This window comes from Streptomyces cirratus (assembly GCF_014650775.1).
Classification (GTDB): domain Bacteria; phylum Actinomycetota; class Actinomycetes; order Streptomycetales; family Streptomycetaceae; genus Streptomyces; species Streptomyces cirratus.
The window spans coordinates 104,241-123,496 of the sequence record NZ_BMVP01000017.1; the positions used below are offsets into that span (position 1 = coordinate 104,241).

General features: G+C 70.8%; 21 protein-coding genes. 13 read left to right on the forward strand and 8 right to left on the reverse strand.

All coding sequences use genetic code 11. From position 1 onward, the window contains the following. The first annotated feature begins 83 nt into the window (after window positions 1–83). The 3 genes from pstC to pstB are packed head-to-tail and all read left to right on the forward strand — an operon-like array spanning window position 84 to window position 2,964. Complete coding sequence (gene pstC, locus IE207_RS28820; RefSeq protein WP_190187247.1) at window positions 84–1,073, forward strand: phosphate ABC transporter permease subunit PstC; 990 nt, start codon at window positions 84–86, stop codon at window positions 1,071–1,073. Continuing rightward, complete coding sequence (gene pstA, locus IE207_RS28825; RefSeq protein ID WP_190187248.1) at window positions 1,073–2,155, forward strand: phosphate ABC transporter permease PstA; 1,083 nt, start codon at window positions 1,073–1,075, stop codon at window positions 2,153–2,155. Before pstC ends, pstA begins: the two co-directional genes overlap by 1 nt. A 32-nt stretch (window positions 2,156–2,187) precedes the next feature. Then, window positions 2,188–2,964 carry a phosphate ABC transporter ATP-binding protein PstB gene (gene pstB, locus IE207_RS28830; protein WP_190187249.1) on the forward strand — a complete coding sequence of 259 codons (777 nt, stop codon included), beginning with the start codon at window positions 2,188–2,190 and terminating at the stop codon, window positions 2,962–2,964. Window positions 2,965–3,106: 142 nt separating this feature from the next. Here the strand turns inward: pstB and IE207_RS28835 are convergent, their stop codons facing one another. Next, on the reverse strand, window positions 3,107–4,108 hold the full coding sequence (locus IE207_RS28835) for an inorganic phosphate transporter (RefSeq protein ID WP_190187250.1): 1,002 nt from the start codon (window positions 4,106–4,108) through the stop codon (window positions 3,107–3,109). A 5-nt stretch (window positions 4,109–4,113) separates the two neighbouring features. Next, window positions 4,114–4,734: a DUF47 domain-containing protein gene (locus tag IE207_RS28840; RefSeq protein ID WP_190187251.1), complete on the reverse strand. Its 621-nt coding sequence runs from the start codon at window positions 4,732–4,734 to the stop codon at window positions 4,114–4,116. A 206-nt stretch (window positions 4,735–4,940) separates the two neighbouring features. On the opposite strand from IE207_RS28840, the gene IE207_RS28845 reads away from it, so the two are divergent. Then, the gene (locus tag IE207_RS28845; protein WP_190187252.1) at window positions 4,941–5,276 is read left to right on the forward strand and encodes a metal-sensitive transcriptional regulator; all 336 of its coding nucleotides are present in this window, start codon (window positions 4,941–4,943) and stop codon (window positions 5,274–5,276) included. A 142-nt stretch (window positions 5,277–5,418) separates the two neighbouring features. Here IE207_RS28845 and IE207_RS28850 read toward each other — a convergent pair whose 3' ends face one another. Continuing rightward, window positions 5,419–5,571 (reverse strand): hypothetical protein, encoded by a 153-nt coding sequence (locus IE207_RS28850; RefSeq protein ID WP_190187276.1) that lies wholly within the window; start codon window positions 5,569–5,571, stop codon window positions 5,419–5,421. 141 nt (window positions 5,572–5,712) lie between these two features. After that, window positions 5,713–6,546 (reverse strand): SCO4651 family lipoprotein, encoded by an 834-nt coding sequence (locus IE207_RS28855; RefSeq protein ID WP_190187253.1) that lies wholly within the window; start codon window positions 6,544–6,546, stop codon window positions 5,713–5,715. A 130-nt stretch (window positions 6,547–6,676) separates the two neighbouring features. Here IE207_RS28855 and IE207_RS28860 point away from each other — a divergent pair, with 130 nt between their 5' ends. Together IE207_RS28860 and IE207_RS28865 are read left to right on the forward strand one after the other, a co-directional pair. After that, entirely contained in the window at window positions 6,677–6,865 is a 189-nt protein-coding gene (locus tag IE207_RS28860; RefSeq protein WP_190187277.1) for a hypothetical protein, read from the forward strand. A gap of 66 nt (window positions 6,866–6,931) precedes the next feature. Continuing rightward, window positions 6,932–7,147: a hypothetical protein gene (locus tag IE207_RS28865; protein ID WP_190187254.1), complete on the forward strand. Its 216-nt coding sequence runs from the start codon at window positions 6,932–6,934 to the stop codon at window positions 7,145–7,147. A gap of 94 nt (window positions 7,148–7,241) precedes the next feature. Here the strand turns inward: IE207_RS28865 and IE207_RS28870 are convergent, their stop codons facing one another. From IE207_RS28870 to IE207_RS28880, 3 genes are all read right to left on the reverse strand, one after another. Further along, window positions 7,242–7,922 (reverse strand): phosphatase PAP2 family protein, encoded by a 681-nt coding sequence (locus IE207_RS28870; protein ID WP_190187255.1) that lies wholly within the window; start codon window positions 7,920–7,922, stop codon window positions 7,242–7,244. 197 nt (window positions 7,923–8,119) lie between these two features. Further along, complete coding sequence (locus IE207_RS28875) at window positions 8,120–9,130, reverse strand: C40 family peptidase (protein ID WP_190187275.1); 1,011 nt, start codon at window positions 9,128–9,130, stop codon at window positions 8,120–8,122. A 258-nt stretch (window positions 9,131–9,388) separates the two neighbouring features. Further along, window positions 9,389–10,177 carry a thioesterase family protein gene (locus tag IE207_RS28880; protein ID WP_190187256.1) on the reverse strand — a complete coding sequence of 263 codons (789 nt, stop codon included), beginning with the start codon at window positions 10,175–10,177 and terminating at the stop codon, window positions 9,389–9,391. 66 nt (window positions 10,178–10,243) lie between these two features. Between IE207_RS28880 and IE207_RS28885 the strand changes: the two genes are divergently transcribed. From IE207_RS28885 to IE207_RS28915, 7 genes are all read left to right on the forward strand, one after another. Continuing rightward, window positions 10,244–11,071, forward strand: a complete 828-nt coding sequence (locus IE207_RS28885; protein ID WP_190187257.1) for a pentapeptide repeat-containing protein — start codon at window positions 10,244–10,246, stop codon at window positions 11,069–11,071. A 277-nt stretch (window positions 11,072–11,348) separates the two neighbouring features. Further along, entirely contained in the window at window positions 11,349–11,657 is a 309-nt protein-coding gene (locus IE207_RS28890; RefSeq protein ID WP_136213834.1) for a DUF8827 family protein, read from the forward strand. 102 nt (window positions 11,658–11,759) lie between these two features. Next, a complete protein-coding gene (locus IE207_RS28895) occupies window positions 11,760–12,590 on the forward strand; it encodes a DUF8175 domain-containg protein (RefSeq protein WP_190187258.1) in 831 nt (276 codons plus the stop codon). Further along, window positions 12,580–13,914: a hypothetical protein gene (locus IE207_RS28900; RefSeq protein WP_190187259.1), complete on the forward strand. Its 1,335-nt coding sequence runs from the start codon at window positions 12,580–12,582 to the stop codon at window positions 13,912–13,914. Before IE207_RS28895 ends, IE207_RS28900 begins: the two co-directional genes overlap by 11 nt. Next, the gene (locus IE207_RS28905; protein WP_190187260.1) at window positions 13,911–15,473 is read left to right on the forward strand and encodes an SCO6880 family protein; all 1,563 of its coding nucleotides are present in this window, start codon (window positions 13,911–13,913) and stop codon (window positions 15,471–15,473) included. The genes IE207_RS28900 and IE207_RS28905 overlap by 4 nt, the downstream gene beginning before the upstream one ends. A gap of 19 nt (window positions 15,474–15,492) precedes the next feature. Continuing rightward, window positions 15,493–16,908 (forward strand): ATP-binding protein, encoded by a 1,416-nt coding sequence (locus IE207_RS28910; protein ID WP_190187261.1) that lies wholly within the window; start codon window positions 15,493–15,495, stop codon window positions 16,906–16,908. A gap of 2 nt (window positions 16,909–16,910) precedes the next feature. Continuing rightward, window positions 16,911–18,554 carry a type VI secretion protein gene (locus IE207_RS28915; protein ID WP_190187262.1) on the forward strand — a complete coding sequence of 548 codons (1,644 nt, stop codon included), beginning with the start codon at window positions 16,911–16,913 and terminating at the stop codon, window positions 18,552–18,554. 11 nt (window positions 18,555–18,565) lie between these two features. Here the strand turns inward: IE207_RS28915 and IE207_RS28920 are convergent, their stop codons facing one another. Then, window positions 18,566–19,132 carry a GNAT family N-acetyltransferase gene (locus tag IE207_RS28920; protein WP_190187263.1) on the reverse strand — a complete coding sequence of 189 codons (567 nt, stop codon included), beginning with the start codon at window positions 19,130–19,132 and terminating at the stop codon, window positions 18,566–18,568. Between the last annotated feature and the right edge of the window lie 124 nt (window positions 19,133–19,256).

Genomic DNA, 19,256 nt, shown 5'->3' on the forward strand with positions numbered 1-19,256 from the left:
CCCCGAGGACCCTCCCCCTTCCACCCCGGGGGATCCGGTGCACCGCCGCCAGGGGGCTCGCCCCCGTCCAGACCGGAAAGACCATGGCTTCCACCACACCCACCCCGCTCGACACGGCTCCGCCGGTCACCACGAGCGCAGGATCCACCGGCCGCGCCGGTGACAAGATCTTCGCCGGGCTCTCCAAGGGCTCCGGCATCCTGCTCCTGGTGATCATGGCGTCGATCGCCGTCTTCCTCACCTACCGCGCCACGCTCGCGCTGTCGAAGAACGAGGGCAACTTCCTCACCACCTTCGACTGGAACGCGTCGGCCAACCCGCCCGTCTTCGGCATAGCCGTCCTGCTCTTCGGCACCGTCGTCAGCTCGATCATCGCGATGGTCATCGCGGTTCCGATCGCCGTCGGCATCGCCCTCTTCATCTCGCACTACGCGCCGCGCAAGCTGGCCGCCCCCCTCGCCTACGTGGTCGACCTCCTGGCCGCCGTGCCGTCGATCATCTACGGCATCTGGGGCGCCCTCTTCCTCGTCCCGTACCTCGGCGGCCTCAACCTCTGGCTCGACGAGTACATGGGCTGGACCTACGTCTTCGACAAGACCCAGGTCGGCGTCGCCCGCTCGCTCTTCACCGTCGGCATCCTGCTCGCGATCATGATCCTGCCGATCGTGACCAGCGTCAGCCGCGAGGTCTTCCTCCAGGTCCCGCGCATGAACGAGGAGGCCGCCCTGGCCCTCGGCGCGACCCGCTGGGAGGTCATCCGCATGTCGGTGCTGCCCTTCGGCCGCTCCGGCGTCATCTCCGCCTCCATGCTCGGCCTCGGCCGCGCGCTCGGCGAGACCATGGCGGTCGCCACCGTCCTGTCCCCGAGCTTCCTGATCTCCGGCCACATCCTGAACCCGGGTGGCGGCACCTTCGCGCAGAACATCGCCGCGAAGTTCGACGAGGCCAACGAGTTCGGCCGGGACGCCCTGATCGCCTCCGGCCTGGTCCTCTTCCTCCTCACCCTGCTGGTCAACGGAGCGGCTCGCATGATCATCGCCCGCCGCAAGGAGTACTCGGGGGCGAACGCCTGATGAGCCACACGATCCAGGACCAGCGGCCCGCCCGGGCTCCCAAGTCCGTCGCACCCTCCCGGCTGACCCGCGGCGGTCTGCCCCGCTGGGCGCCGGCCGGCATAGCCGTCGTCTCGATCGCCCTCGGCTGCGGCATCGGAGCCGCCTTCGGCCTCCAGAGCAAGATCCAGTGGGGCCTGATCTCCGCTCTGCTGTTCGTCACCATCACCTACGTCGCCAGCGCGGTCGTCGAAAACCGCCGCCAGGCCAAGGACCGCGTCGCGACCTCCGTCGTCTGGGTCTGCTTCGTCCTCGCGGTCATCCCGCTGCTCTCGCTGATCTGGACCACCGTCAGCCGCGGCATGAACGCCCTCGACGGCGACTTCCTCAGTCACTCGATGAACGGCATCACCAGCTTCGAGAAGGGCGGCGGCGTCTACCACGCGCTGCTCGGCACCATCGAGCAGGTGGCCCTGGCCACCGCGATCGCCGCGCCCGTCGGCCTGCTGACCGCCGTCTACCTGGTCGAGTACGGCCGGGGCTCGCTCGCCAAGGCCGTGACCTTCTTCGTCGACGTCATGACCGGCATCCCCTCCATCGTCGCGGGCCTGTTCATCCTCACGACCTGGAACCTGATGCTCGGCTTCGGCCCCTCCGGCTTCGCCGGTTCGATGGCCCTGTCGATCCTGATGATGCCCGTCGTGGTGCGCTCCACCGAGGAGATGCTCAAGCTCGTCCCGAACGAGCTGCGCGAGGCCGCGCTCGCCCTCGGCGTGCCGAAGTGGCGCATGATCCTCAAGGTCGTGCTCCCCACCGCCATCGGCGGCATCGCCACCGGCGTGACGCTGGCCGTCGCCCGCATCGCCGGTGAGACCGCGCCGATCATGCTGCTGGTCTTCGGCACGCAGCTGATCAACGGAAACCCCTTCGAAGGTGCTCAGTCCTCGCTCCCCCTGTACATCTGGGAGCAGTACAAGGTCGGCAGTGAAGCCTCCTACGACCGGGCATGGGCCGCAGCCCTCGTCCTGATCGCCTTCGTCATGATCCTCAATCTGGTGGCCCGCGGCATCGCCCGCTGGAAGGCCCCGAAGACCGGTCGCTGACGCGCGACTGTATGAAAGCGAAGTGACCCCTCATGGCCAAGCGAATCGACGTCAGCGGCCTGTCCGCCTTCTACGGCAACCACAAGGCCATCGATGACATCTCGATGACCGTGGAGCCCCGCTCCGTGACCGCCTTCATCGGGCCGTCCGGCTGCGGCAAGTCCACCTTCCTGCGCACCCTCAACCGCATGCACGAGGTCACCCCCGGCGGCCGTGTCGAGGGCAAGGTCCTGCTGGACGACGAGAACCTGTACGGCCCGGGCGTCGACCCGGTCGCCGTCCGCCGCACCGTCGGCATGGTCTTCCAGCGCCCGAACCCCTTCCCCACCATGTCGATCTTCGACAACGTGGCGGCCGGTCTGCGCCTGAACGGCAACTTCAAGAAGTCGCAGCTGTCCGACATCGTGGAGCGGTCCCTCCAGGGAGCCAACCTCTGGAACGAGGTCAAGGACCGGCTGAACAAGCCCGGCTCCGGCCTCTCCGGCGGCCAGCAGCAGCGTCTGTGCATCGCCCGCGCCATCGCGGTCGAGCCCCAGGTCCTGCTGATGGACGAGCCGTGCTCGGCGCTCGACCCGATCTCCACCCTCGCCATCGAGGACCTGATCGGCGAGCTCAAGGAGCGCTTCACGATCGTCATCGTGACGCACAACATGCAGCAGGCGGCCCGCGTCTCGGACCGCACCGCCTTCTTCAACCTCGCCGCGGTCGGCCAGCCCGGCAAGCTCGTCGAGATCGACGACACGGACCGGATCTTCTCCAACCCGTCCGTCCAGGCCACCGAGGACTACATCTCGGGCCGCTTCGGCTAGATCCGGACCCCGCGGATGTACTGAGCGTCCTGCGGTGCTGCATGGCGGTGCCACCGCAAGGCGAAAGGGCCGGCTCCCCCTGGGTGGGGGGAGCCGGCCCGCTTTCGTACCGCCGCCCGCTGCCGCGTACCGGTCGTCCCGGTCAGCCGACGAAGGCCAGGTCGACGATCCAGAAGCACAGCGCGGCGACCATGGCCGCGGCCGGCATGGTGATGAACCAGCCGAGGATGATGTTCTTGGCGACACCCCAGCGGACCGCGTTCACCCGCTTGGTCGCGCCCACACCCATGATCGCGGAGGTGATCACGTGGGTGGTGGAGATCGGCGCCTGGTACAGGTACGAAGCCGTGTACATGATCGACGCGCCCGTCGTCTCGGCGGCGAAGCCCTGCGGCGGGTCCAGCTCGATGATCTTGCGGCCGAGCGTGCGCATGATGCGCCAGCCACCCGCGTACGTACCGAGCGACAGCATCACGGCGCATGCGATCTTCACCCAGATCGGGATGGGATCGCCCGAACCCTGCACGTCGGCGATGACCAGGGCCATCACCACGATGCCCATGGTCTTCTGGGCGTCCTGCAGACCGTGGCCGAGGGCCATGGCGGCCGCCGAGACGGTCTGCGCGATCCGGAAGCCGCGCTTTGCCTTGTGCGGGTTGGAGCGGCGGAACATCCACATGATCGCGACCATCACCAGGTAGCCCACGATGAGGCCGACCACGGGCGACAGGAACATCGGGATGACGACCTTCTCCAGCACCCCGTGCCAGATGACGCCGATACCGCCCGCGAGCGCCGCCCCGACCATGCCGCCGAAGAGGGCGTGCGAGGAGGACGACGGCAGCCCGAAGTACCAGGTGACCAGGTTCCAGACGATCGCCCCGACCAGCGCGGCGAACAGGATCCACATGCCCCGGTTGCCCTGCGGCGTCTCGATGAGCCCCTTGCTGACGGTCTTGGCCACTCCGCTGCCCAGGAAGGCACCGGCGAGGTTCATCACGGCGGCCATGGCGAGCGCGGCACGCGGCGTCAGCGCCCGCGTCGAGACCGAGGTCGCGATCGCGTTCGCCGAGTCGTGGAAGCCGTTGGTGTACGTGAAGCCGAGCGCGACACCGATGGTCACGATCAGCGCGAAGGTGTCCACGAGGTTCAGGACTCCTTGACCGCGATGGTCTCCACCGTGTTCGCGACGTGCTCGAACGCGTCGGCGGCCTCTTCCAGCACGTCGACGATCTGCTTGAGCTTCAGCACCTCGATGGCGTCGTACTTGCCGTTGAAGAGCTGGGCGAGCAGCTTGCGGTGGATCTGGTCGGCCTGGTTCTCGAGGCGGTTGACCTCGATCCAGTACTCGGTCAGGTTCTCCATGGTGCGCAGGTGCGGCATGGCCTCGGCGGTCAGCTCGGCGGCCCGGGCCAGGACCTCGATCTGCTGCTCGACGCCCTTGGGCAGCTCCTCCACGTTGTAGAGGACGACCAGGTCGACCGCCTCCTCCATGAAGTCCATGATGTCGTCGAGGCAGGACGCCAGGCTGTAGATGTCCTCGCGGTCGAACGGCGTGATGAAGGAGGAGTTCAGCTGGTGGAAGATCGCGTGGGTGGCGTCGTCCCCCGCGTGCTCCGCAGCCCGCATCCGCTCCGCGATCTCGGCCCGGGCGGAGGAGTCCGCTCCGAGCAGTTCCATCAGGAGCTTCGAGCCCGTGACGATGTTGTCCGCGGATGCGGCGAACATGTCGTAGAAGCTCGTCTCCCTGGGGGTCAGACGAAATCGCACGTGAGGTCCTCGGGGTGCATTGGATTCGGTCAGGCTGATGCTAGGCGCATCCCCCGGCCACGGCTAACCGGCCGTTCCCCAGTGTCCTCCATCAGGCACAGTGGGGAGCACGGACCCCCGCCCGCCGGGGCGCGGCCCGGTACCCTATACCCATGAGGGGTATGCCCCACCGGTATACGCCCCTCGTCCGGACCACGGGAGGACGCATGACGACCATCGAGGCGGAAGGCTCCGGAGCCGGCGGGGTCGCCGCGGCGCCCGTCCACGGCTACCACCACCAGAAGGACGAGCACCTCAAGCGGCTGCGCCGGATCGAGGGGCAGATCCGCGGCCTCCAGCGCCTGGTCGACGAGGACGTCTACTGCATCGACATACTCACCCAGGTCTCGGCGAGCACCAAGGCGCTCCAGTCCTTCGCGCTCCAGCTGCTGGAGGAGCACCTGCGGCACTGCGTCGCGGACGCGGCCGTCAAGGGCGGGACCGAGATCGACGCCAAGGTCGAGGAAGCGACGAAGGCGATCGCCCGCCTGCTGCGCACCTGAGCGTCCTCCACGGGCCCCGGCGGCCGCCCGCCGCCGCGGCCGGTCCCCGCCGGGCGGGCGCCTCCGGGCCCGGCCGTCTCCGGGTCGGTCCCCGCCGGGCCGGTCACCTCCGGGCCCGCGTGGCCTCAGAGCCCGCGTGGCCTCAGAGCCCGATGCCCAGCAGCACTTCGTCGATCCGGTCCTGGCTCAGCCGGTCCTCGCCCGCCGCCGAGGCCGCGATGATCAGCTCACCGCACAGCTCGATCTCGGCAAGCGCCACGTGGTCCTGCACCGTCGTACCGCACACGGGAGTCACGCGTGTCACCTCTCTCTGCCGCTTGCTGGCCGCCCGGCTTCCCAGCGTAGGGAGCGCCCCTCGGGGCGCGCATGACACGGATGGACCATTTCCGGATACCGGGCCATGGCCCGGTCGCGCCGCCACCGCCCCACGGTCCGGCTATCCGGCGATCTTCCCGGCGTAAATGTCCCCGCTTGGCGGCAATTTGACGGTCACCGGAGTCCCGAACCCGTAGAACAACGTGGTCGACGACACATCGATCACGCCATTGTTGACGTAGCTGAAGCGGTGCCGGACCTTGCGCAGCCGCCCCTCCATGTCCAGGTAGACGTCGAAGGGGACGGTGTCCTTGCTGAACCCTTTCGCCGCGGCTTGCAGGGCTCCCTTGACGCCCGGCGACGCGCTCAGCGCGGCCCGCCCGATGTCGGTGGTGCCCTGGTAGTGGCGCACCTTGGTGCCCGCCAGGTCGGTCTCGCCCACGAACGTGACCTCCTGCGCGCCCCGCAGCAGTTCGGCGGCGGCCAGGGGGTCGGTGGCGCCGCCGGTGACCAGGTTGCCGTCCGCGAGGGTCGTCGTATCGACGCGGACCCACTTGTCGGCGGGGACGCCCGCCCCGCGGTTCTTCATGTAGAGCGCGCCGGGGACGAGGAGCTCGGTGATGGGCCGGTGCTCCGCCTTGCCGGTCACATCGGCCGGGAGCATCACCAGCAGCTGGCCCATCCGGCTCTTGAAGTTGACCCCGCCCTCGCCGCGGATGGTGACCCGGGTTCCGCCGGTCGCCATTTCCATCGCGGTACGGGCCTGCGCGCTGCCGGCGCCGGTGAGCGCGTCGGCGGCGCCGCGGACCACCGCGGCCGGGTCCTGCGGGGGTCGGTCGTCGCCGCTCGCCGGGCCGCCACAGCCGCTCGTCGCAGCCAGGGCCAGCGCGACGCCGACGGCGAGCACCGCCCCGCCCGCACGCCCTCGTCGCCGCCTGTGCTGGTGCACCACCATCGCCTGCCAACCCCCAACGCGTGCCCGCTGTTTGTCCGAGGCCCCACCCGTTCCGTTTAACGAGGTCCGGGATTTCCCGTCACGGGCGGCGGCAGTACCGGGGGCGGACCGGTCCGGGTACCGTGGTGGTGTGGACCCGCACACCAAAGCGAGCCTGAGTACGTCGCTCACCCGCGACCGGGGTGAGCCCACACACATCACCACCACCGCCGAACGCGGTGCGTTCTGCCTGGCCGTATGCAGCTGCGGCTGGACGGGCCCGGCCCGTCGCTCCAGAGACCTGGCCCGCCGCGACGCCACCCGCCACCCGGCGGGTTGACCACCCGCGTCCCCCGTTCGGACGGCCCGACTGGCCGGGCCCCGTGCCACCGGTTGCCCTTGACTCATGCCAGGACCTCGACGGGGACTCCGTTTCGCGGCGGCGCTCGCCTGGGCCGTGTCGCTCATCGCCCTGCCCCCGCCCCCGGCCTGGGCCCGCCCGGTCGGCTCCGCGGACGGCCCGGCCGACGTGGCCCTGGCCATCGCCGTCACCACGGCAGCCGCCATCGGCACCGGCCTCTGGCTCCGCTCCCGCTACCGCCGCAACGAAAAGGACGACTGACCCACCCCGGCCCCGCCAGGGCACTCCCAGCCCCGCCGCCGCCAGGGCACTCCCAGCCCCGCCGGCGTTTGGGGCGCGGCAGGGGCCGGGCGGCCTACGCCGCGAGGTCCTTCTCCCCCGCCTCCACCTCGACGGCCACCGTCCGCGCCACGACCCCCCGCCCCCGCCCGCGCACAAGCGGGCCCAGCACGGCCATCGCCACCGGCGCCGGCACCAGCACCACCGCCGTGCCCAGCGCCAGCCCTCCCAGCACGTCCGTCGGGTAGTGCACGCCCATGTACACCCGGCACAGCCCTTCCAGCAGCGCCAGCCCGATCCCCACCAGCCCGAGCCGCCGGTTCGCCACGAAGATCCCGACCCCCAGCGCCATCGCCACCGTCGCGTGGTCGCTGACGAAGGAGAACCCGGCCCCGCCGAACCCATCGGCCGCGCCGCCCACCACCTCCAGCCCCTCGTGCTCGAGGTACGGCCTCGACCGCCCCACGAGCCCCCGCAGCGGCACGTTCACCAGCAGCGCGATCCCCGCCGCCAGCGGCGCCCACACCAGCGCGGCGAACGACTCGGCCGCTCCCGCCTCGTCCGGCCGCTGCCGCCGCTCCCGTCGCAGCCCGCGCCAGCACCACAGGAGCAGCAGGACCATCGCCAGGGGGATCCCGTAGTCGCCGACGAGGCTCACCGCGCGGTCGACCCAGTCCGGCGCGCGCCGGGCCAGGCCGTTGATCTCGTACAGCAGGCTTACATCCACGTTCGGCCCACCGGTCGTGAGTCCAGCCATGGTGATGCGGTCCCTTGCCCTTGCCTAGGTCCGTGCGGACGCACCCGGCGCCCGCCCCGTCAACCCCCGCCGATCAGCTCCTGTGCCCATGGAACGCCCGTCGTGGCGCGTACGTTCCACTCTCCACGGGATGATCACTCCAACGTTATCCAAGAGTGACTGATCGTCGCAGCTCAGGGCCCATGCTTAACGGACCGTCACGAGGCCGCCCGGGCATCCGCCGCACGCTCCGGAAGCGCCTCCGCGCCGTCCTTCGTCACGCGGGTGGCGCCGAAGTAGTCCGGCGTGTCGATCTTGTCGAAGCGGATCACCGCACCCGTGTAGGGAGCGTTGATCATGTAGCCGCCCCCCACGTAGATCCCGACGTGGCGAATGTCCCGAGAGTTCGTCAGATCATCGGAGAAGAACACCAGATCGCCCGGAAGCAGCTCCGCCCGCGAGGGGTGCGGCCCGGCGTTGTACTGGTCGTTCGCGACCCGCGGCAGCTCCACGCCCACCGACTCGTACGCCGCCTTGGTCAGCCCCGAACAGTCGAACCGCCCGTCCTGGTCGGGCGTACCGTTGCCACCCCACAGGTACGGGGTCCCCAGCTGCTTCTGCGCGAAGTAGAGGGCCCCGGACGCCTGTTGCGACGGCGAGACCCGCCCCAGCGGCCGCTCGAAGCTCTTGGCCAGTGTGGTAATCGCCTTTACGTACCCCTGCGTTTCCGCATACGGGGGCACCCCGCCGTACTTGATCACCGCGTACGAGCCCGCGTTGTACGCCGCGAGCATGTTGCCCGTCGGGTCGCCGCCCACCCCCGCCACGTCCTTGGCCAGCTCACAGTCGTACGAAGCAGCCGACGGGATGGCGTCGTTCGGGTCCCAGATGTCGCGGTCGCCGTCACCGTCGCCGTCCACCCCGTGCCCGGCCCACGTCCCCGGGATGAACTGGGCGATCCCCCGCGCGTCCGCCGGGCTGACGGCATTGGGGTTCCAGCCGCTCTCCGAGTACAGCTGCGCGGCCAGCAACGCCGGGCTGATCGCCGGGCACAACGTGCCCCATTTCTGCACCAAGGGCTGGTACTTCGCCGGTACGGCGCCCTTCGCGAGCCCCAGCGCCCTGCCGCCCGCCCCCGCGCCCACCAGGCCCGCGGCCGCCGAGTACGTCCCGACCACGAGCAGCACGAGGAAGCTCAGGGCCACTCCGATTCCGATCCCGCCGACCATCCAGAATCTGCGCACCCGTCAACCCTCCCCCACACCGCCCGTTTTCGGCCGGTCATCCGCGTCTCCCGCGCCGACAACCCGACTAACCCACCCGTAAGCCGGAACATCCGACATCCGGCATCCAGTCTCCCGGCTCGTCGGCGCGCGCAAAAGCCTTCCAGGCCTTCCCGGCCACGTGCTGGCCGAATTCGGACCTGAGCCACGACGGACACCCACCACAGGGGACCCACGCCCCACAGCCGCCCTACGCGGGCACCACTACCTGGGCGCGACGAACAGGCTCTGCACGCTGCGTCCGATGGACCCCTTCTCGTCGTGCAGCCGTGCGTCGGCGAGGCCGATCCCGGCCGCGTCCAGGCTCGTACGGGCCTCCACGCACGCCCACTCGCCCACCGGGTGGCGGTGCAAGTGGACGCTGAGGTCACCGTTGACGAAGACGTAGCGGCCGAAGTCCAGCACCGCACTGATCCCGTTGCCCGAGTCGGCGGCGACCAGCACCCGGTCCAGCGGCCGGGTCTCCTCCCCCACGATCAGCGGCACCCGCATCCGCATCCAGCAGGTCCCCGGCCCCGGCTCGAGGAACGCCCCGGCGGCGAAGCGGGTCTCCATGGCCGTGTGGTAGCCCGTCTCCCACGGCAGCTCGAAGGGGGTCTCGGCAACCTCGCCGGGCGGAGGCAGCTGCGGCCCCGGCGCCACCGCCGGCAGCGCCTGCGGCGCGACCCGGATCCGCAGGGCACGCGCGAGCATCACCGGTGCGGCCCCGGCCGGCGCGAGGGCGGCCTCCACCACCTCGGTACCGCGGCCCGCACGCACCACGCTGGTGGTGACCTCCAGCTCGCCGATCGGCACCGGCCGCAGGATCTCGTACGTGATCCGCGCGATCCTCATGTCCGCGCGGGCGCCGTCCCGCTCCTCGACGGCCCGCCCCAGCAGCGCCGCGGGCGGCCCGGCGTGCTGCGAGCGCTCGTCCCACGGCCCGCGCGTGTAGGCGGTCGCCAGGAAGCGCCCGGTGTCGATCCGCTCGAAGAACCCCTCAGCAGCACCCATGCCCCGCACGCTACCCAGTGGTAACCACTGGTACCACCCCCACGGGCGACAAGGGACAATGGAGCGGTGCCGACCACCCCCGCCCCCGCCCCCACCCCCGCCCTGCACGCCGACTGCGCCAACTGCTTCGCGCTCTGCTGCGTCGCCCTCCCCTTCGCCAAGTCCACCGACTTCGCCGTGAACAAGACCGCCGGGACCCCCTGCAAGAACCTCCGGCAGGACTTCCGCTGCGGCATCCACACCGGGCTGCGCGACAAGGGCTTCCAGGGCTGCACCGTCTTCGACTGCTTCGGCGCGGGCCAGCAGGTCTCCCAGGTCACCTTCGGCGGCCGCGACTGGCGCACCCACCCCGGCGCCGCCCGCCAGATGTTCGAGGTCTTCCCCGTGATGCGGCAGCTGCACGAGCTGCTGTACTACCTCACCGAGGCCCTCGCCCTCCCGGCGGCCGCCCCCCTCCACGAGGACCTGCGCGCGGCGCTCGCCACCACCACCGACGCCACCCGCGCCGACGCCGACACCCTGGCCCCCTTCGACGTCGGCGCCCTGCGCCAGGACATCAACGCCCTCCTGCTCAAGACGAGCGAACTCGTCCGGGCCACCGTCCCCGGCCGCAAGAAGAAGAACCACCGCGGCGCCGACCTGATGGGCGCCCGCCTCTCCGGCGCGGACCTGCGCGGCGCCAACCTGCGGGGCGCCTACCTGATCGCCGCCGACCTCTCCCGCGCCGACCTGCGCACCGCCGACCTGATCGGCGCGGACTTCCGCGACGCCGACCTGCGCGGCGCCGATCTGCGCGAGGCCCTCTTCCTCACCCAGCCCCAGCTGAACGCCGCCCACGGCTCCCCCGCCACCCGCATCCCCCCGTCCCTGACCCGCCCCTCCCACTGGACCTGAGGCGCGCCCCCGCCCAGGCCCGCGGCGACCGGCCGCCCGCGCCGCGACGGCAGTCATTGCCCGGCGTCACCCACCGTGATACACAGAGTGACCATACGTTCTTCCGCATGCACCGCCTCCGCCCAGGTCAGGGCGACGGGACGGGTACCGGCCGGGAGATCGGGTAAAGAGAGCCGCCAAGTCGACGACTGGCGCGGTTTCATCAGCGAAGATAGTGCGTAACCCCTGCCGTCGGGCACGGGCTACCGGAACTACCCATACTGGGGCGGTGAGTTACATGATCCTGGCAGCCGAAAAGGGCGACATCACCACCATCATCGGCGGAATCGCCCCGAACTGGGGGCCGTTCGGCAGTCTCGGCAACGAAGCGAAGGTCATGGTCGAGGTGGTCATGGCCGTCGCGATCCTCCTCTGCCTCGGCATCGCCATCTGGGGCGCCGCCAAACAGCGCATCGGCGCGACCGCCCTGCGCGACACGTTCAGCGCAGAACAGGGCAAGGGCCTGATCGTGGCCGGGCTCACGGGCGTCTTCATCATCGGATCCCTGGGCACCCTCTTCACGATCGTCTACGGAATGGCCGTCTAGCCGTGCCGCCCGCCGGCCGTCGTACCTGATGGCGAATCAACACACCGCGGCCACGCGGCAACGAGCGCTACCGTCGTACGACGCGGAGGGGGCGGACACGCAATGAGCAACGACGACCAGTACGGTGGCGGCGGCTACGGCGAGGTCGGCGGCACGGGCCAGACCCGAACCCGCCTCCCCGACGTCCCCTCCGACCCCTACGGCACCCCCCGCCGCGCCCCCCGCGCCTCCCGCGGCCTCATCACGGTGGTCGGCGTGGTGGTCCTCCTCATCGCCGCCATCGCGTTCGCGAACCAGTCGGGCGACACCACCCCACCCACCGCTTCGGACAAACCCCCGACCACCGCCCCCACCTCCCCCACCGGCACCCGCCCCGTGGACACCAAGACCAACGGCATCCCCCGCGGCTTCGCCCACACCGACCAAGGCGCCCAGTCCGCCGCCGCCAACTACGCGGTCGCCCTCGGCTCGGACGGCATGCTCAAGCGGGACCTCCGCCACGCGATCATGGACGCCCTCTACACCCCGGAGGCGGCGGCCGCGCGCAAGGGCGCCCAGGACTCCGCGTACTCGGCCGCCTTCCTCACCAGCCTCGGCCTCGACGCCGACGGCAACCCCCCACAGGGCAGCACCTTCGTCACCCGCGCCGTCCCCGTCGGCACCCGCGTCGAGGGCTACAGCCCCACGAGCGCGAAGATCGCCGTCTGGTACACGGGCCTGCTCGGCACCTCAGGCCCCAAGTCCACCGACCCCGTGCGCACCACCTGGAAGACCTGGACGTTCGAGCTGTCCTGGGCCGGCGAGGACTGGAAGATCGTCGCCGACACCCAGCAGGACGGCCCCGCCCCCGTCCCCGGTGACGTCCCCGCCTCCACGTCCGACGACATCAGCAAGGCCGTCAAGGAGTTCGGAGGGTTCACCTATGCCCGGTAGCCGCCGCCCCTTCCGCATCGCCGGAACACTGGCCGCCGTCCAGACCGCACTGGTCCTGCTGTCCGCCCGGGCCTTCGCCGCACCCACCCCGCCGCCCACGGCCACCCCCACGCCCAGCACCTCGGCCACCCAGAGCGGCAAGTGCGAAGGCGTCATCGGCCCGCTCAAGGAATCCTGCGAGCGCAGCGTCGGCGGCGGCGCCACCGGCAGCCCCAACACCGGCCTCACCACCAACACCCCCGACGCCATCAACCCCCTCGCCTCCCTCGCCAAGGGCTGCGCCGACGCCGCCTCCTGGATCGTCGGCAAGCTCGGCTCCGCCATCAAGGGCACGGCCACCGTCGACTTCACCAACCCCGCCTTCCTCCAGCAGTACGCGGTCGTCTTCGCAGCCAGCACCGTCCTCACCCTCGTCCTGTGGCTCCTCGCCGTCGCCAAGCGCGCCATCCGCGGCGTCCCCCTCGCCACCGCCATGTCCGAGGCCATCGGCTTCCTCTGGCTCACCGTCCTCGCCTCCGCCTTCACCCCCCTCATCCTCTACACCGTCGTCTCCGCCACCGACGCCGTCACCCAAGTCATCGCCACCGCCACCGGCGGCCAGGGCGACGTCTTCTTCGGCTCCTTCTCCGAAGCCCTCAAAAAGGGCGACGACATCGGCGGAGGCCCGATCATGCTGATCGTCGTCGCCCTCGTCACCGTGCTCGCCGCCGGCGTCCTGTGGCTGGAGCTCGTCATCCGCGCCGCGCTCCTCTACGTCGGCGCCCTCCTCGGCACCGTCGTCTACGCAGGCCTCGTCGACCGCAACATGTGGGGCCACGTCCGCCGCTGGGCCGGCATCATGATCGCCGTCATCCTCGTGAAACCGGTCATCGTCATCGTCCTCGGCCTCGCCGGAGCCCTCGCCGGCGACAAGGGCCCCGACGCCTTCTCCGCCGTCGTCTCCGGCCTCGCGATCATCCTCCTCGCGATCTTCGCCTCCGCCATGATCTACCGCTTCGTCCCCGGCTTCGGCGACGAGATCGCCTCCGCCCGCTCCAACCGCAGCAAGGCCACCGACGGCGCCCAGGCCGCCGCCGTCATCAGCTCCCCGGCCTCCCTCGTCTCCCAGGGCATCAAGACACACAGCAGCCGCGGCGCCCACCGCGCCGGCGGCGGCGAAGGCGGCGGCGCCCCCCGCCCCGCCAACCCCATCTCCGGAGGAGTGGCCGCCCACAGCAGCCGCCCCACCTCCGGCGGCGGATCCGCCGGCGGAACTGTCCCCTCCGCCGCACCCGCGCCCCGCACTGGATCGAGTACGAGGAACACAGGAGGTGACGGGCGTTGACGACCCAGTCCCACCAGCTCCACCCGGTCGCGCCCCGCCGCACGTATCTCATCGGCCGCGCCCGGCCGAACGCGATCGTCGGCAAGAACCGCGAAACCGGCGAGATCGCCCTGATCATCGTCGGCGCGTTCTTCGGCATGATGAGCGGACTGCTCGTCCCCGACCTCGCCCTGCGCATCGTGAGCCTCGCCGGCTTCCCCCTGCTCGCGCTCGCCGCCGTGTACGTCCCCTACAAGGGCCGCACCTTCTACAAGTGGTTCGAGATCAACCGCAGCTACAAGCGCACCCTGCGCCGCGGCGCCACCTACCGCTCCGGCGCCGTCGAAGCCGGCGTCCGCGCCTCCGACGGCCGCGAAGTCGAAGTCGGCCCGCCCCCCGGCATCGGCCGCATCAACTGGCTCGCCGCACCCTTCGGCCCCGACGAGATCGCCGTCCTCCTCCACGCCGACCGCCGCACCGTCACCGCCGCCATCGAAATCGAAGGACCCGGCGTCGGTCTGCGCGACAGCGAGGACCAAGAAGCCCTCGTCGACCGCTTCGGCACCCTCCTCAAACACGTCGCCAACGGCGACGGCTTCGTCACCCGCCTCCAGATGCTCGCCCGCACCCTCCCCGCCGACCCCGACGCCCACGCCAAGGACGTCGCCCAGCGCGGCGACACCAACGCCCCCGTCTGGCTGCGCGACTCCTACGACCAGCTCCAGTCGATGGTCTCCACCTCCAGCGAGCAGCACCGCGCCTACCTCGTCGCCTGCATGCACTACACGCGCGAGCTCGCCGCCGAAGCCCACACCATCGCCCGCGCCTCCACCCCCCACAAGGGCCGCAAACTCGACCGCGACGCCGGACTCGCCATCGTCATGGCCCGCGAACTCACCGACATCTGCGCCCGCCTCGCCGAAGCCGACATCCGCGTCCGCCAGCCCCTCGGCCAGGGCCGCCTCTCCTCCCTCGTGCACTCCATGTACGACCCGGACCACCCCATCGACCACATCCAGGCCATGACCAAGCGCAACGCCTGGCCCGCCGAACTCGACGCCGTCGAACCCACCTACCTCCAGGCCAAGACCCGCGAATCCTCCACCCGCGCCCCGTGGTGCCACGCCACCGCCTGGGTGAAGGAATGGCCCATGACCCCCGTCGGCGTCAACTTCCTCGCCCCTCTCCTCGTCCACACGCCCGACGTCATCCGCACCGTCGCCGTCACCATGGACCTGGAGCCCACCGAAGTGGCCATCGAGCGCATGCTCACCGAGAAGACCAACGACGAAGCCGACGCCAGCCGCGCCGCCAAGATGAACCGCACCGTCGACCCCCGCGACATCGCCGCCCACGGCCGGCTCGACCAGAGGGGTGAAGATCTGGCCAGCGGTGCGGCAGGAGTCAACCTCGTCGGGTACATCACGGTGTCCTCGCGTTCACCCGAGGCCCTCGCCCGCGACAAGCGCACCATCCGCGCCTCCGCCGGCAAGTCCTACCTGAAACTCGAATGGTGCGACCGCGAGCACCACCGCGCATTCGTCAACACCTTGCCGTTCGCCACCGGCATCCGACGCTAGCCGGAAGGAAGTGCCGCCCATGCGAGATCCCATGTCCGCTCTGACGGACGCCTTCACCAGCTTCCTCTTCGGCAAGGTCGAAACCACCCGCCTGCCCGTACGCACCTCCACCGGACAGGCCCAAGCCGTCTACCTGCCCACCGCCGCCCCCGGCCTCGGCGACTCCGGCGTCATCATCGGCCGCGAGGTCTACAGCGGCAAGGGCTACATCTACGACCCCTTCCAGCTCTACGGGCAACAGCTCCCCGCCCCCCACTGGCTGGTCCTCGGCGAATCCGGCAACGGAAAGTCCGCCCTGGAGAAGACCTACGTCCTTCGCCAGCTCCGCTTCCGCGACCGACAGGTCGTCGTCCTCGACGCCCAGGGCGAGGACGGCGTCGGCGAATGGAACCTCATCGCCCAGCAGCTGGGAATAACCCCCATCCGCCTGGACCCCATCGCCGCCAACGACGACGGGATCCGCCTCAACCCCCTCGACCCGGCCATCACCACCACCGGGCAGCTCGCGCTGCTCCGCACCATCATCGAAGTCGCCATGGGACACGGACTGGACGAACGCTCCGGCTTCGCCCTCAAGGTCGCGCACGCCTACGTCGTCGAAACGATCCTCGACCGCCAGCCCGTCCTCACCGACATCGTGGAACAGCTGCGCCACCCCAAGCCCGAATCCGCCGAGGCGATGAACGTCGACATAGACGATGTCCGGGCCTGGGGCCTCGACGTCGCCCTCGTCCTCGACCGCCTGGTCGACGGCGACCTGCGCGGCATGTTCGACGGCCCCACCACCGTCGGCATCGACCTCGACGCCCCGCTCATCGTCTTCGACCTGTCCCACATCGACCGCAACTCCATCGCGATGCCGATCCTCATGGCGATCGTCGGCGTCTGGCTGGAACACACCTGGATCCGCCCCGACCGGAAGAAGCGCATCTTCCTCGTCGAAGAGGCCTGGCACATCATCAACAGCCCCTTCGTCGCACAGTTGTTCCAGCGCCTCCTCAAGTTCGGCCGACGCCTCGGCCTGTCCTTCGTCGCCGTCGTCCACCACCTCTCCGACGTCGTGGACGGAGCGGCGGCCCGCGAAGCCGCGGCCATCCTCAAAATGGCCTCCACCCGCACCATCTACGCCCAGAAAGCCGACGAGGCCCGCGCCACCGGCCGCGTCCTCGGCCTGCCCCGCTGGGCCGTGGAAATCATCCCGACCCTCACCCCCGGCATCGCCGTCTGGGACGTCAACGGCAACGTCCAGGTCGTCAAACACCTGATCACCGAAGCCGAACGCCCCCTCGTCTACACCGACCGCGCCATGACGGAATCCTCCGCCCCCCAACTACCCGACGACCTGCTGGCCGCCGAACTCGAAGCGGAACAGCGCGCCCTCCTCATGGAACGGCACCGCAACGGCGGCCCCGGCTCGGCCACCACGGTGGCGTAACCATGCCCGACCCACGACGTACGGACCCACCCGCACGCCCCGGCGGCATCCCCGACGGAGTCCTGGTCGGCCTCCTGGCCTTCCTCCTCGGCCTGGCCGTCCTCATCTGGTCCGCCACCGGCCTCGCCGCCCTCCTCTCCAAGGGCGCCTGGCCGGACACGGTCACCTTCACCCACACCCCGGGGGCCATCCGCGCCCTGATAACAGAACCCCACGACCTCGCCGGGGCGTGGCCGGACACCAACCCCACCGCCCTCTCCGGCTGGGGCCTGTTCTGGGGCCTGTTCATCGGCCAGCTCCTGATCCTCCTGGTGCTCACCATCTTCACCCTGGGTGTCATCACCCGCGCCAAGTCCCGCGCCCAAAAGCCCACCGACCCCCCGCCCACATCCGAGGCCGCGCCGTCGAATCCAGCCCCGCCGGCGTTTGAGGCGCGGGGGTCTGGGGGCAGCGCCCCCGGCAACGCCGCCGCACCGACAACCCTCCCGGCCCCACCCACACACGAGGCCGCGCCGCCACCTCCAGCCCCGCCGGCGTTTGAGGCGCAGAGCCCTGGGGGCAGCGCCCCCAGCAACGCCGCCGCACCGACAACCCTCCCGGCCCCACCCACACACGAGGCCGCGCCGCCACCTCCAGCCCCGCCGGCGTTTGAGGCGCAGAGCCCTGGGGGCAGCGCCCCCGGCAACACCACCGCACCGGCCACCCTCCCGGCCCCGCGCCTCGCCTACGCCCCACCCCCCACCCGCCACACCACGGCAAAGGCCGCCCTCGCCGCAATCACCGGCCCCGCCCTCGTCATCACCTCCGCCCCCACCCTCTGGGCCACGACCAAAGACGCCCGCGCCAAGATCGGCCCCGTCCTCCTCTACGACCCCTCCCACCTCTGCGACACCCCGTCCCGCATGCACTGGAACCCCACCACCGGCTGCGCCGACCGAGACACCGCCGCCGCCCGCGCCACCGCCCTGCTGGCTCCCGTCCGCCCCACGGCCCGCATGGACGCCGCCATCGCCGAAACCGCCGAAACGCTCCTCCGCAGCTGGCTCCACGCCGCGGCCCTCGACGACCGCCCCTTCAAGCAGCTCCACCGCTGGGCCCAAGGCACCAACGCCCAGGATCCGGTCCGCATCCTCCGCACCCACCCCCGGGCCACCCCCGGCGCCGCCGGCGAACTCGAAAGCGCCCTCACCGCCCACCCCGAACGCCGCGAGCAGGCCCAGCACTTGACGGCCCGCGCCCTCTCCTGCCTCAGCTCGGTCCACATCCGTGACGCGTGCAATCCCAATCGAACGGATTCGCTGACCCTGGCATCGTTCGTCACCGAGGGGGGAACCCTCTACGTGGTGGGCGAACCCCTGGAAGACCCCCGTACCCACCCGGGTGCGATGCCCTTGCTGACCGCACTCGCCGCGAGCGTGGTCGAGCACGGCCGTCGCATGGCTGCAAGGTCATCCCACGGTCGGCTCGACCCACCACTCGCCCTCATCCTGGACGACGTCGCCGCGGTCGCCCCCATCCCACAGCTCCCCGAGCTGCTCCAGGACGACACGCTCCCCCTCCTCGCGCTCTGCCGGAGCAGGGAACAGGCCCGCGCCCGCTGGCCGGAAGCCGCCGAGTTCACTCCGGCCGGCCCCCACCACCGCTGACCGCGGCGCCGCTATCCCCGCCCGGGCCTCTGGAACACGTACTCCCGCTCCATCGCCCCGCCCGCATCACCCGGCATCGGCACGGTCACCCCACTCGCCCGGAACCCGAACCGCCGGTAGAACGCCTCGGCCCGCGCGTTCTCCTCGTGCACGAACAGCCGTACGCGCTCCACCGCCGGGTCCTCCAGCGACCACGCCCACTCCAGCGCGGTCTGGAACAACGCCTCGGTCAGCCCGCTACCCCGCTGCTCGGCCCGCACGAACACACCCACCAGGTGCCCCTGCTCCTGCTCGACCACCTCACCGAAGTAGTCCGGCACGCCGGCCGCTTCGATCAGCAGCGTCACCGACCCGTTCCACTGCCCGTCAGCCGCCTCCGCTATGAACTGCCGCGCGCCCCGGCCCCCACTCGCCCGCTCCGTCCGCCCCTGCCAGAACTCGTCGGGCTGGGCCTCGGCCTGCTCCGCCGTCTCGAGGAAGGCAATGGCCGCCGCCGGATCCCGCAACGCGAGAAGCCGGAGCTCCTTCGCCTTCTTCCACTCGTCGCCCCGTACGGGACGTATCACGTGTCCGTTCATAACAGCGGATCCAACCACGCCCGTCCGCACCACCGCACCCGTAATTCCGCGGGCCGGTAAACGCTGGTGAACGCAGAAAAGCCCCGCACCGAACCCATGAAGGGCTGGTGCGGGGCTTCCCGCA